The 12615-nt window shown below is 68.2% G+C and carries 10 protein-coding genes and 1 pseudogene; 6 read left to right on the forward strand and 5 right to left on the reverse strand.

The window, feature by feature from the left end:
- Positions 1-16: 16 nt before the first annotated feature.
- From CSW60_RS15765 to CSW60_RS15775, 3 genes are all read right to left on the reverse strand, one after another.
- Complete coding sequence (locus tag CSW60_RS15765; protein WP_099538263.1) at positions 17-1312, reverse strand: O-acetylhomoserine aminocarboxypropyltransferase/cysteine synthase family protein; 1296 nt, start codon at positions 1310-1312, stop codon at positions 17-19.
- Between the two features lie 104 nt (positions 1313-1416).
- Positions 1417-2556 (reverse strand): epoxide hydrolase family protein, encoded by a 1140-nt coding sequence (locus CSW60_RS15770; RefSeq protein ID WP_099538264.1) that lies wholly within the window; start codon positions 2554-2556, stop codon positions 1417-1419.
- A 71-nt stretch (positions 2557-2627) separates the two neighbouring features.
- Entirely contained in the window at positions 2628-3524 is an 897-nt protein-coding gene (locus CSW60_RS15775; RefSeq protein ID WP_099538265.1) for an EamA family transporter, read from the reverse strand.
- Between the two features lie 159 nt (positions 3525-3683).
- Here CSW60_RS15775 and CSW60_RS15780 point away from each other — a divergent pair, with 159 nt between their 5' ends.
- Complete coding sequence (locus CSW60_RS15780) at positions 3684-4739, forward strand: DUF2855 family protein (protein WP_099538266.1); 1056 nt, start codon at positions 3684-3686, stop codon at positions 4737-4739.
- Positions 4740-4850: 111 nt separating this feature from the next.
- Positions 4851-5744, forward strand: a complete 894-nt coding sequence (locus CSW60_RS15785) for an amidohydrolase family protein (protein WP_099538267.1) — start codon at positions 4851-4853, stop codon at positions 5742-5744.
- Between the two features lie 105 nt (positions 5745-5849).
- On the opposite strand, the gene secA is transcribed toward CSW60_RS15785, so the two are convergent.
- Complete coding sequence (gene secA, locus CSW60_RS15790; RefSeq protein WP_099538268.1) at positions 5850-8618, reverse strand: preprotein translocase subunit SecA; 2769 nt, start codon at positions 8616-8618, stop codon at positions 5850-5852.
- A 203-nt stretch (positions 8619-8821) separates the two neighbouring features.
- Here secA and CSW60_RS15795 point away from each other — a divergent pair, with 203 nt between their 5' ends.
- Positions 8822-9811 carry a peptidylprolyl isomerase gene (locus tag CSW60_RS15795; protein ID WP_236634298.1) on the forward strand — a complete coding sequence of 330 codons (990 nt, stop codon included), beginning with the start codon at positions 8822-8824 and terminating at the stop codon, positions 9809-9811.
- A gap of 12 nt (positions 9812-9823) precedes the next feature.
- Complete coding sequence (argJ, locus tag CSW60_RS15800; RefSeq protein ID WP_201723073.1) at positions 9824-11287, forward strand: bifunctional glutamate N-acetyltransferase/amino-acid acetyltransferase ArgJ; 1464 nt, start codon at positions 9824-9826, stop codon at positions 11285-11287.
- Between the two features lie 57 nt (positions 11288-11344).
- Here the strand turns inward: argJ and CSW60_RS24400 are convergent.
- Positions 11345-11428: pseudogene (locus CSW60_RS24400) on the reverse strand (hypothetical protein); the annotation flags it as partial.
- A 37-nt stretch (positions 11429-11465) separates the two neighbouring features.
- On the opposite strand from CSW60_RS24400, the gene CSW60_RS15805 reads away from it, so the two are divergent.
- Together CSW60_RS15805 and CSW60_RS15810 are read left to right on the forward strand one after the other, a co-directional pair.
- On the forward strand, positions 11466-11948 hold the full coding sequence (locus tag CSW60_RS15805; RefSeq protein WP_099538269.1) for a hypothetical protein: 483 nt from the start codon (positions 11466-11468) through the stop codon (positions 11946-11948).
- An 84-nt stretch (positions 11949-12032) separates the two neighbouring features.
- Complete coding sequence (locus tag CSW60_RS15810) at positions 12033-12593, forward strand: hypothetical protein (protein ID WP_099538270.1); 561 nt, start codon at positions 12033-12035, stop codon at positions 12591-12593.
- Positions 12594-12615 lie beyond the last annotated feature (22 nt).

Below are 12615 nucleotides of genomic sequence, written 5' to 3' on the forward strand. Positions count from 1 at the left end.
CCCGCGCGACGGGCGGCTACTTCGCGGCCGCCAGGGCTTGGGTCAGGTCGGCGAGGATGTCGTCGATATGCTCCAGGCCGATCGACAGGCGCACATAGCCGTCCGAGACGCCGGTCGCCGCCTGCTCCTCGGCGCTGAGCTGGGAGTGGGTGGTCGAGGCCGGATGGATCGCCAGGCTGCGGGCGTCGCCGATATTGGCCACGTGGTAGAACAGCTTCAGCGCGTCGATGAACTTGCGGCCCGCCTCGCGCCCCCCCGCCAGTTCGAAGCCCACCAGGCCGCCATAGCCGCCCGACAGGTAGCGGTCGGCGCGCTCGCGTTGCAGGCCGGTCTGGACGATGGGATGGATCACGCGGGTCACGCCCGGCGCTTGGGTCAGCGCCTTGGCCACCGCCGCGGCGTTCTCGGCGTGGCGCGTGATGCGCAGCGGCAGGGTCTCCAGGCCCTGCAGGATCTGGAAGGCGTTGAACGGCGACAGGGCCGCGCCCAGGTCGCGCAGCAGCACGGTGCGGGCGCGTAGGATGTAGGCGATCGGACCCAGCGGCTTGGCGGCCTCGGACCACACCGCGCCGTGATAGCTGGCGTCGGGCGTGTTTAGGGTCGGGCTGCGCTCGGGGTGGGCGGTCCAGTCGAAATTGCCGCCATCGATGATGACGCCGCCGATCGAGGTGCCGTGGCCGCCGATGTACTTGGTGGTCGAATAGACCACGATCGCCGCGCCGTTCTCCAGCGGCCGGGCCAGCAGCGGGGCGGCGGTGTTGTCGACGATCAGCGGCACGCCCAGCTTGCGGCCGATCTCGGCCACCTCGGCGATCGGGAAAACGCTGAGCTTCGGGTTCGGCAGGGTCTCGGCGTAGTAGGCGCGGGTGCGCTCGTCCGTGGCGCGGGCGAAGGCCTGGGGATCCTCGGGATCGACGAAGCGGACCTCGATCCCCTGGTCGCGCAGGGTGTTGGCGAACAGGTTCCAGGTGCCGCCATAGAGGTCGGTCGAGCTGACGATGTTGTCGCCGGCGCGGGCCAGGTTCTGGATCGCGAAGGCCGAGGCCGCCTGGCCCGACGACACCGCCAGGGCCGCCGCGCCGCCTTCCAGAGCCGCCAGCCGCTGCTCCAGGATGTCGGTCGTGGGGTTGCCCAGGCGCGTATAGATGTTGCCGAGCTTGCGCAGAGCGAACAGGTCGGCCGCGTGCTCGGCGTTTTCGAACTGGTACGAGGTCGTCTGATAGATCGGCGGCGCCACCGCGCCCGTCGCGGGATCGGCGCGCCAGCCGGCGTGCAGGGCCAGGGTCTCGGGATGAAGCTTGCGGTCGGACATGCGGCGTTTCCTCGTCCTTGTAATCTTGGCGACGACAAGCCGACCTTAACGCTGGGGATTGGGGCGCGAAGGTCCGTTATTCTCGCCTCCGGTCCAGAAAATCTTCAGGTCGCCCGCGCCCAGTCCCTCACATCCTCGACGAACAGCCCCGGCTCCTCCATGGCCGCGAAGTGGCCGCCGCGCGGCATCTCGCTCCAGCGGACGATGTTGTAGGCGCGGTCGGCCCATGAGCGCGGCGGGGGCTTGTAGATGCTCTCGCCGGGGAAGTTGGCGAAGGCGGTCGGGGTCTCGCAGCGTTGGCCCTCGGCCAGCACGGGCCCGCCTTCCTCCAGCATGGCGCGATAGTACCAGGCGCCGGTCGTGAAGGATCCGGTCATCACGTAGATCATCACGTTGGTCAGCAGCTGGTCGCGGCTGAAGACCTGTTCGAAGGGCTTCTCCGACAGGTCCGCCCAGTCGTGGAAGCGCTCAAGGATCCACGCGGCCTGGCCGACCGGATTGTTGGCGCCCAGCCACGCCACCGACTGCGGCTTGCTGGCCTGCAGGCGGAAATAGGCGCCCCACAGGTCCATCTGGGCGCCGAAGCCGGTGATCCAGGCGATCTCCTCCGGGGTCTGGGGCGGACCGGCGGGGCGTAGGCCGATCATGTTCAGGTGGATGGCCTTTGCGTGGGCGCCGTGGTCCAGGCCTAGCCACGAGGTGACCAGCCCGCCCCAGTCGCCGCCTTGGGCGAGATAGGTCTCGTAGCCGAGCTCCTGGGTCATCAGGCTGTTGAAGAGGCGCGCCGTCGCCCGCTGGCCAAGCGGCCGCTTGGGCTTGCCCGAAAAGCCAAAGCCCGGCAGCGACGGGATGACCAGATCGAAGGCGTCGGCCGGATCGCCGCCGCGGCGCGAGGGGAAGGCCAGGGGCTCGATGGCGTCCCAGAACTCGAAGTGCGACCCCGGCCAGCCGTGGGTGATCAGCAGCGGGCGCTTGCCCTTCGCCTCGCCGACCACGTGGACGAAGTGGATGTCGAGGTCCTCGATGGTCGCGGTGAACTGCGGGAAGCGATTCAGATTGGCCTGGATCGCGCCGACGTCGAAGCCGTCGGTCCAATAGGCGCAAAGGTCCTTCAGGAAATCGGCGTCGCAGCCATAGCCCCAACCGCCGCCTTCTGGCGCCGGCGGAAATTCGTAGGCGCGGACTTGGGCCAGGACCTTGTCGATCTGGTCGCGGGTCCAGTTCACCTCGAACGGCGTCGCCATGGCGGCCTCCCTGTTTTGCGGGAGGAGAGTTTGATTTCCCCGACGGAGGTCAAATCAAACTGTGTTGGACCTCAAGCCGCCGCCGCTCGCCACGCCCGCACCTTCGGCCACAGCATGTTGACCGCCAGGCCCGTCAGCACCAGGGCCGCGGCGATCAGCTTCCAGGCGGGCAGGGCCTCGTGCAGCAGCAGGGCCGAGGCGCCCATGCCGAAGACGGGGACCAGCAGGGCCATGGGCGTGATGGTGGCGGCCGGGTGGCGGGCCAAGAGCCAGCCCCAGGCGGCGTAGCCGAACATGGTGTTGCCCACCGCCTGCCAGGCCACGGCCGCCCAGGTCAGGGCGTCGGCCTGGGCCACGCCCTTGACGATGGCCGGCCAGCCCTCCAGCCACAGCGACATGAGAAACAGCGGCGGGATCGAGAACAGGCTCGCCCAGACCACATAGGCCAGCATGTTCACGGTTCCCGCCTGACGCGCGACCATGTTGCCGCCCGACCAACTGGCCGCCGCCAGCAGCACCAGCAGGACGCCCAGCGGGGTGGCCGACCCGCCGCCGTGCGCGGCGATCAGCACGATGCCGGAGGCCGCCAGCAGCAGGGCGGCTATCTGGAAGGGCTTGATCGGTTCGCGGTTGATCCGCATCGCCATGCCGATCGTGAAGAACACCTGGGTCTGCACGACCAGCGAGGCCAGGCCCGGCGAGATGTGGCCCTTCATCGCCACGAACAGCAGGCCAAACTGCCCCGCTCCGATCAGCACGCCATAGGCCGCCAGGTTCTTCCACGACACCGGCGGACGTTTGACGATGAAGGCCATCGGCAGCAGCACCAGCGTGAAGCGCAAGGTCGCGAACAGCAGCGGCGGCAGGTGGTCCAGCCCCACGCGGATGACCACGAAGTTCGTGCCCCACACCGCCACCACGGCCAGGGCCAGCAGGAAGTGGCGCAAGGGCAGGGACGCGTGGGACATGGGCGCTCCGTCGGCGGGGATGGCTTGGATTGCTACGTCGGGTGCGTCGGAGCAATGGAAACATTGTTCCGGTGACAATGCCGGAGCTCGCCCAAACGTGCGTTTGACGCTCCCGCCGCCTCCTCCTAGCTTCGCTCTCAAACAGAGGGAGAGACCGCCATGGGCTGGGACCTGCTGGTCGCCAAGGACGACCTGCGTCGCGCCGAGATCCGCGAGACCGCGCCTGGCCCGCTGGGCGACGGCGAAGTGCGGCTGGCGATCGAGAGCTTCGCCCTGACCGCCAACAACATCACCTACGCCGTGTTCGGCGAGATGATGCAGTACTGGAACTTCTTCCCCGCGCCGGACGGCTTTGGCCGGGTGCCGGTCTGGGGCCACGCGCGGGTCGAGGAAAGCGCCCATCCCGAGATCGCCGTGGGCCAGCGCTTCTACGGCTACTGGCCGATGTCGACGCATCTGACCGTCCAGGCGAGGGCGGGCAAGTCGGGCTTCCTCGACGCCGCGCCGCATCGCCAGCCGATGGCCGTGATCTACAACCAATACGCCGCGGTCGGGGCCGAGGCGCCGCTGGAGGCCTATCGCGCCCTGCTGCAGCCCTTGTTCATGACCTCGTTCCTGATCGAGGATCAGCTGGACGAGGCCGGCTTCCACGGCGCCAAGAGCGTCATCCTGTCCAGCGCCTCGTCCAAGACCGCCATCGCCCTGGCGGCGTGTCTGAAGCAGCGCGGCGCGGTCAAGGTGGTCGGCCTGACCTCGCCCCGCAACAAGGCCTTCGTCGAGGGACTGGGCTTCTACGACCAAGTGGTGCTCTACGACGACATCGCCAGCGCGCCGATCGCGACGCCGGCCGTCTTCGTCGACTTCGCCGGCGACAGCCAGGTGCTGGGCGCGGTCCACCGCCGGTTCGGCGATGATCTGGCGGCTTCGATCCTGGTCGGCGGCACGCACTGGGAGGTCCCGCGCGTCCAGGCCGATCTGCCTGGACCGACGCCGGCCTTCTTCTTCGCCCCCGACCGCATCGCCAAGCGCCGCCAGGACTGGGCCGGCGGCGAGTTCGAGCAGCGCTACGGCGCGGCCTGGACGCCCTTCGTCGCCGACGCGCCGCGCTGGCTGACGGTGAAGGAAGGGCAGGGGCCGGAAGCGATCCGCGCGGCGTACCTAGCGCAGGTCGACGGCGGGACGGCGGCGGATGTCGGGGTGGTGTTGAGGCCTTAGGGCGCGCTTCGAGGCGATGACGCCGGATGAACCAAGGGCTTGATGACACAAAGGTAACGGGCGGTCGCGTTCGGCTTGATCTAGCTTCCCCCGCCATCCGGGGGAGAAAACATGCGCAAAGCTCTTGGCTTGACCGCCTTGGCCGCCGTCGTTGTCGCGACGGTCCTTTCAAGCGGGACTACCCTGGCGGCGGACAGCTACGCGGGGCCGGTGATCGACACCCACGCCCACCTGCGGACGAGCCAGGCCAACGGCCTGACCGACGCCCATCCGATGGGCACGGCGGCTCTGCGGGCCTTGGACGCGGCCGCCGGCGTCCAGCGCAGCGCCCTGATCGTCATGGCCGACAAGGGCGACATGCCCGCCACACGCGCCCTCAACGACGCCCTCCTGGCGGCGGTGGCTGCCGATCCTGACCATTTCTATCCCATCGCCTCGGTCCATCCGGCGGACGGCGATGCGGCGCTGGCGGAGCTGGAGCGCCTGGCGCGGCTGGGCGTCCGGGAGATCAAGCTGCATCCCAACAGCCAGCAGCTGGATGTCGCCGACCCGGCCGTGGCCCGCGTGACCGAGAAGGCCGGCCAACTGGGCATGGCCGTGCTGTTCGACAGCTACAACCCGCTGGACACCAACCAGCCGGGCAAGCTGATGATGCTGTCGTTCCAGCAGCCGGGCACGAATTTCATCTTCGCCCACATGGGCTTCACGGAATTCCGCGAGTTCCAGAGCCTGGCGACGCTGCGCAAGCTGGGCCGCGGCGGTAACGTCTGGCTGGACGTCTCGGCCATCGCCTCGGCCTATGCGGGATCGCCGGTGGCGCCGGAACTGGTCTGGACCCTGCGCCGACACGGCATGGACCACGTGCTGTTCGGTTCGGACTGGCCGGTGGACAGCCCCGCCGAAGCCTTGAAGGCGGTCCGCGCCCTGGGCCTGACAGCCGCCGAGGAGAAGCTGGTGTTGCACGACAACGTGGTCAAGCTGCTGAAGCTGGACCAAGGCCGCTGAGCCGTCCTCCCCCCTCCCGCGCACCACGAAAAAGGGCGCCGAACGAACCCGTCCGGCGCCCTCTCGATCTCATATCCTAACCCCGGCCACCGCCGGAGCCCGGCCTCAGACCAACGACCCGTGGCACTGCTTGAACTTCTTGCCCGAGCCGCAGGGGCAGGGGGCGTTGCGGTTGGTGCGTTCCCAGCCTTCCGGCAGGGCCGAGACCGGCAGGGCCTGGCGTTGTTCGGGCGACAGGCCGTCGGGGATGGCGCCGGCCACGGCCGCGTTCTCGCCGGTCAGCGGGTCGAGGTGCACCTCCTGCAGGCCTTCCAGCGACTGGTGCGGGACCTCAGGCTCGGCATAGGCGATCTCGACCGTCATCAGCCAGCGGGTGGTGTTGGTGCGCAGGTCGCCCAGCAGCTTCTCGAACAGCGAGAAGGCCTCGGTCTTGTACTCGTTCAGCGGATCGCGCTGGCCATAGCCGCGCAGGCCGATGACGTTGCGCAGGTGGTCCAGGTGCATCAGGTGCTCGCGCCACTGCAGATCGATCATCTGCAGCAGGAAGTTCTTCTCGACCTGGCGCATCTGCTCGGGCGTGATGATCACCTCGCGCTGGGCGGCGTACTCATCAGCCGCCTTGGTGATGCGGTCCTTGATCTCCTCGTCGGCGATGCCTTCCTCGGCCGCCCAGTCGGCGATCGGCAAATCGAGGCCCAGGATCGACTTCACGCGCTCGGTCAGGCCCTCGATGTCCCACTGCTCGGCATAGGCCTTGGGCGGCAGGTGACGGGCGACCAGGTCGTCGATCGTGTCGTGACGCATCTCGGTGATGATTTCCGAGAGGTCGCTGGACTCCATGAACTCCTGGCGCTGCTCGAACACGGCCTTGCGCTGGTCGTTGACGACGTCGTCGTACTTCAGGAGGTTCTTGCGGATCTCGTAGTTGCGCTGCTCGACGCGCTTTTGCGCGGTGGCGATGGCGTTGTTCAGCCACTTGTGGGTGATCGCCTCGCCTTCCTGGACGCCGAAGGTGCGCATGATCGCGTCCAGGCGGTCGCCGGCGAAGATGCGCAGCAGATCGTCCTCGCACGACAGGAAGAACTTCGACCGACCCGGGTCGCCCTGACGGCCGGTGCGGCCGCGCAGCTGGTTGTCGATCCGGCGGCTTTCGTGGCGCTCGGTGCCCAGCACGAACAGGCCGCCGGCGGCCAGGGCCTGGGCCTTCTTGTCGGCGATCTCGGCCTCGAGACGGGCGCGCTCCTCGACCTCGTCCTCGTGGGTGATCTCGAGGCCCATGCCCTTCTGCTGCTGGCGCCAGTTGAACAGGCGCATGTCGATGCTGCCGCCCAGCTGGATGTCGGTGCCGCGGCCGGCCATGTTGGTGGCGATGGTCACCGCGCCGGGCACGCCCGCGTCGGCGACGATCACGGCTTCCTGCTCGTGGAAGCGGGCGTTCAGCACCTGGTGCGGAATGCCCTTCACCTTCTTGCCGTCCTTCTCGAAGCTGAAGTTCGACAGCAGGCGCGACAGCTCTTCCGACTTCTCGATCGAGACGGTGCCGACCAGGATCGGCTGGCCGCGCACGTGGCAGTCGGCGATCTGCTTGAGGATGGCCTCGTTCTTCTCGCGCTCGGTGCGATAGACCTCGTCGTCGTCGTCGATGCGCTGGATCGGACGGTTGGTCGGGATTTCCGACACGCTCATCTTGTAGATGTCGTCGAACTCCTGCGCCTCGGTCGAGGCCGTGCCGGTCATGCCCGACAGCTTCTTGTAGAGGCGGAAGTAGTTCTGGATCGTCACCGAGGCCAGGGTCTGGTTCTCGGGCTGAATGTCGGCGCCTTCCTTGGCCTCGATGGCCTGGTGCAGGCCTTCCGACAGGCGGCGGCCGGTCATCATGCGGCCGGTGAACTCGTCGATCAGGACAACCTCGCCGCCCTTGACGATGTAGTCCTTGTCGCGCGTGTACAGCACGTTGGCGCGCAGGGCCTGGTTGACGTGGTGCACCACCGAGACGTTGGCCGCGTCGTAGAGACCGGCCGAATCCTCGGCCAGATGGCCGCCGGCCATCAGGATCTCTTCGATCTTTTCCTGGCCGTCCTCGGTCAGGATGACCTGCTTCTGCTTTTCGTCGTGGTCGTAGGTGGTCTTGTCCTTGATCAGCTCCTTCACGAGCAGATCGATGGTCTTGTAGAACTCGCTGCGGTCCTCGGTCGGGCCCGAGATGATCAGCGGGGTGCGGGCCTCGTCGATCAGGATCGAGTCCACTTCGTCGACGATCGCGAAGTTGTGGCCGCGCTGGACCATCTCCGAGACGTCGTAGACGAGGTTGTCGCGCAGGTAGTCGAAGCCGAACTCGTTGTTCGTGCCGTAGGTGATGTCGCTGCGATAGGCGCGCTGGCGCTCGCCTTGGGAAAGGCCGTTGACGATCACGCCATAAGACAGGCCCAGGAAGTTGTAGACCTGACCCATCCAGTCGGCGTCGCGGCGGGCCAGGTAGTCATTGACGGTGATGACGTGGACGCCCTTGCCTTCCAGGGCGTTCAGGTAGGTCGGCAGGGTGGCGACCAGCGTCTTGCCTTCACCGGTGCGCATTTCCGAGATGCCCGAGAAGTGCAGCACCATGCCGCCGACCATCTGGACGTCGAAGTGGCGCATGCCCAGCACGCGCTTGGAGGCTTCGCGCACCGTGGCGAAGGCTTCGTTCAGGAGATCGTCGAGAGACTCGCCCTTTTCCAGGCGCGCCTTGAACTCCGCGGTCTTGCCCTTCAGGGCCTCGTCGGACAGCGCGGCGTATTCGGCTTCATAGGCGTTGATCTTCGCCACCCGCGCCGACAAGGCCTTGACCTTGCGTTCGTTCGAAGAGCCGAAGAGCTTTTTGGCGAAACCAAGCATGCAGAGGGAATCCGGAGCGATTATTATTGAAGCCGGCGCAAAGGCTTTGGCGGCCTCGACTACGGTGTTTTTCGGGGCGTGTTGACCGACGGAAAAACCGCTCGACTTGCACGCGCGCGAGACTTAAGCACCGGTCAAGGGCCTGTCAACGCGACGGGGTTTTTCCTGTTCCCCTTGGATTTTACGTAACACGGGCAGCGCGCATGGCGAACACGCAAGGCCGGGCATCGGGTGGGCAAGGCGGTTTCTTCTCCCTCGGCGGCGTCGGTCTGGCGGTCGCTTTGGCCCTTCTGGTCGCCGCCTGCGGCCAGAACAAGGTCGCTGAGAAGCCGCCCGAGCCGGGCGACACGGCCGTCGCCCGCGTCAACGGCCAGGTGATCTGGGCCAGCGACGTCAAGCGCGAGGCCGTCGCTCAAGGGCTGATCAGCGAGGGCGAGCCGCTGGACATCTCCAGCGAGGTGTTCCGCCAGCGCCTCGACGAGGTCATCGACCAGAAGCTGCTGGCCGCCGAGGCCATCAAGCGCAAGCTGGACAAGGATCCGGTGGCCCAACGGCGCCTGGCCGCCGCGCGCGAGCGAATCCTGGGCGACATGCTGGTCGAGGGCGTGGTCGAAAAGGCCGTCACCGACGACGCCATCCGCAAGCTCTACGCCGAGCAGCAGAAGCTTTCGAAGCGCTCGGAAGAGATTCGCGCCCGCCAGATCATCGTCGGCAGCCAGGCCGAGGCCGAAAGCGTCAAGAAGCTGCTGGCCTCCGGCGCGTCGTTCGACGCCCTGGCCATGGAGCGCTCGACCGACCAGGCCACCCGCTTCAACGGCGGCGACCTGGGCTACTTCACCCTGGATGTGATGCCCGAGCCCTATGGCGTGGCCCTGAAGGACGCCCAGAAGGGCGCCCTGGTCGGCCCGTTCGCGGCCGAGGGCGGCTGGGTGCTGGTCCGGGTCGAGGACAAGCGCGTCGAGGAGCCGATCACCCTTGAGGCGGCCCGCCCGCAGATCGTGCGTTTCCTGACCTATGACCAAGTCCGCGACATCCTCGAGAAGCTGCGCGGCTCGGCCAAGGTCGAGATGCTGATCGGCAAACCCCAGGACGCCCCGATCAACGGGCCCCAGGAGCCGGCCTCGGCTCCCGCCGACATTCCAGGCGGCCCGCCGGCTTCGGCGCCGCCTCCCGCTCAACCCGCCAAGAAGTAAGACGCGGTTCCGATGACCAAGACCCCCAAAGCCTCCGGCAAGACGACCGCCGCGAAGGCCGCCGAGCCCGTGTCCGCCCCCGCCGAACGGGGCGTCATCGACGCGATCGTCGATCCGCTGACCTCGGCCCTGAAGCGCGCCGGCCTGCGCCGCGCCCAGAAGTCGGCCGGCGAGACGACCAGCGCCGCCCCGGCCGCTCCGACCTCGCCCAAGCCCGCCTCGACCGGAGCGGGCAAGCCCGGGCTGGCGATCTCGCCCCTGGCCGTGCCGTTCCCGAACATCCCGCCGATCGCCGGCGTCGAGATCGCCACCGGCCGCGCCGGCTTCTACAAGCACGAGCGCGAGGACCTGCTCCTGATGCGCTTCGCCGAGGGCACCTCGGCGGCGGGCGTCTTCACCCGTCACGGCGTCGGCTCGGCTCCGGTGGACTGGTGCAAGCGCCAGCTGGCCGCCTCGGGCGGCGCCGACGTGCGGGCCCTGGTGGTCAACGCCGGCTGCGCCAACAGCTTCACCGGCAAGCCCGGCGCCGACGCGGTGCGCCGCGTCGCCACGGCCGTCGGCAAGCGCTTTGACTGCCGCCAGCGCGACGTGATGATGGCCTCGACCGGCGTCATCGGCGTCATCCTGGACGACAGCAAGATCACCGCCCGCCTGCCCGAGGTCGAGGCGCGCCTGACCGCCGACGCCTGGGCCCAGGCCGGCCGGGCGATCATGACCACCGACACCTTCCCGAAGGGCGCCTACGCGACCGCCATGATCGACGGCCATGAGGTCAAGATCGCGGGGATCGCCAAGGGCTCGGGCATGATCGCGCCGGACATGGCCACCATGCTGGCCTTCGTCGCCACCGACGCGGCCATCGCCCCGGCCGCCCTGCAGACCCTGGTCAGCCTCTATACCCGCACGACCTTCAACTGCGTGACGGTGGACGGCGACCGCTCGACCAACGACACCTTGCTGCTGTTCGCCACCGGCCAGTCGGGCGCGCCCAAGATCAGCCGTCCGGGCGACAAGCGCCTGGCCGACTTCCGGGAAAAACTGGAAGGCGTGCTGCTGGACCTGGCTTTGCAGCTGGTCCGCGACGGGGAAGGGGCGACCAAGTTCGTCAAGATCACCGTCAACGGCGCCGAGAGCCCAGCTTCGGCCCGCAAGATCGCCCGCACCATCGCCGAGAGCCCGCTGGTCAAGACCGCCTTCGCCGGCGAGGACGCCAACTGGGGCCGCATCGTCATGGCCGTGGGCCGCGCCGACGAGCCGGTCGTCCGCGAGCGCATCAGCGTCAAGTTCGGCGACCTCTACGCCGCCCGGGACGGCCTGATCTCGCCCGAGTACGACGAGGCCAAGATGAGCGCCTACGTCAAGAACCAGGAGTTCGAGGTCTCGGTGGACGTCGGCGTTGGCAAGGGCTCGGCCACGGTGTGGACCTGCGACCTGACCAAGCAGTACGTGGCGATCAACGGGGATTACCGGAGCTAGGGGTTAGCGAGCGCCCCCTCCGTCACGCGGCTTCGCCGCGCGCCACCTCCCCCGTTACACGGGTGAGGAGGACCCTTCATCCTCCCCCGCGCGCGGGGGAGGTGGATCGGCGCCGATAGGCGACGAGACGGAGGGGGCGCTTATGCTAAAACACCCAAACACCCCCCGGAGCCACCCCATGACCGCCCTCACCCCCGACCAGGAAGCCGCCCAACTGGCCAAGCTGACCGAGGTCTGCCGCGCCGCCGGCTATGTGGTCGAGGCGATCGACCGGGGGCTGGAGGTCGCGGGCGAGGACGAGGAGGACGGCGCCTTCTACCTGCTGCCCGACCATGGCTGGGTGCAGGCGCGCTGTCTGGTGCTGGATCCCGAAGACCTGAACCAGGCCCGCGACCTGACCGCGCTGTTCGAGACCATCGCCCGCGTGCAGTTCCGCCTGATCGGCTGCCGCTTCGCCTATGACGGCGAGAGCGGCCTGTGGCTGGTCGAGGACCTCTATCCCGGCTTCGACCTCGCCGGCGTCCCGGCGGTGCTGGAGCAGCTGACCTATGTCTGGGACGCGCTGGAGCCGCTGTTCGCCCAGGCGCTGCTCGGCGAAATCCCCAGCGAGGACGCCCTCGACGGCGCGTTCGACCTGGAAGCGGCCACCCTGCCGAACTAAGCTTGGCCTTGAACCCGACCGAAAGCGGAACCGCTCGTCGCGAGCGCCGTTCCTGATCGGTGTTTACTGGGTGGAGGGCGAGAGATGTCCGTGAAGCGATCGGTTCTGTTCGGGGCGATGGCCCTGGCTCTGGCGGCCTCGCCGGCGATGGCCGGGCAGGCCAAGCCGGATCAGTCCAAGTCGGAGGCCAAGTCCGACGCCTCCAAGACGACGCAGGAGGAGCCCGGGCGCTGGGACGACACCCGCAAGAAGGCGCTCGAGATCGGCTCGCAGCCGGCCCGCGACGTCGGCATGTCCCGGCGCGAGGTGCCGCCGATCCTGCAGAAGGCCTATGACGACCCCTACAGCCTGAAGGGTCTGAAGACTTGCAAGGCCCTGTCGGCCGAGGTCACCAGCCTGAACGGCGTGCTGGGTCCCGACTACGTGGTTGGCAACGCCTACAAGGAAAACCGCGCCGGCAAGCTGGCCGAGGCGGGCGGCAAGACGATCATCAACAGCATCATCCCGTTCCGCGGCCTGGTGCGCGAGGTGACCGGCGCCGCCCCCGCCGACCGCCAGATGAACGCGGCGATCGATGCGGGCCTGGCCCGCCGCGGCTTCCTGCGCGGCGTGCACCTGAAGCAGGGCTGCAAGACGAAGTTCTGAGCATCGGGCATCGAACGTTTTT

Source organism: Caulobacter sp. X, from assembly GCF_002742635.1.
Classification (GTDB): domain Bacteria; phylum Pseudomonadota; class Alphaproteobacteria; order Caulobacterales; family Caulobacteraceae; genus Caulobacter.

Coding starts and splice junctions, on each gene's coding strand:
- CSW60_RS15775 (WP_099538265.1), bottom strand. CDS start 3,524: ATGTCCCACGCGTCCCTGCCCTTGCGCCACTTCCTGCTGGCCCTGGCC.
- CSW60_RS15795 (WP_236634298.1), top strand. CDS start 8,822: ATGGCGAACACGCAAGGCCGGGCATCGGGTGGGCAAGGCGGTTTCTTC.
- CSW60_RS15765 (WP_099538263.1), bottom strand. CDS start 1,312: ATGTCCGACCGCAAGCTTCATCCCGAGACCCTGGCCCTGCACGCCGGC.
- argJ (WP_201723073.1), top strand. CDS start 9,824: ATGACCAAGACCCCCAAAGCCTCCGGCAAGACGACCGCCGCGAAGGCC.
- CSW60_RS15780 (WP_099538266.1), top strand. CDS start 3,684: ATGGGCTGGGACCTGCTGGTCGCCAAGGACGACCTGCGTCGCGCCGAG.
- CSW60_RS15785 (WP_099538267.1), top strand. CDS start 4,851: ATGCGCAAAGCTCTTGGCTTGACCGCCTTGGCCGCCGTCGTTGTCGCG.
- secA (WP_099538268.1), bottom strand. CDS start 8,618: ATGCTTGGTTTCGCCAAAAAGCTCTTCGGCTCTTCGAACGAACGCAAG.
- CSW60_RS15770 (WP_099538264.1), bottom strand. CDS start 2,556: ATGGCGACGCCGTTCGAGGTGAACTGGACCCGCGACCAGATCGACAAG.
- CSW60_RS15810 (WP_099538270.1), top strand. CDS start 12,033: ATGTCCGTGAAGCGATCGGTTCTGTTCGGGGCGATGGCCCTGGCTCTG.
- CSW60_RS15805 (WP_099538269.1), top strand. CDS start 11,466: ATGACCGCCCTCACCCCCGACCAGGAAGCCGCCCAACTGGCCAAGCTG.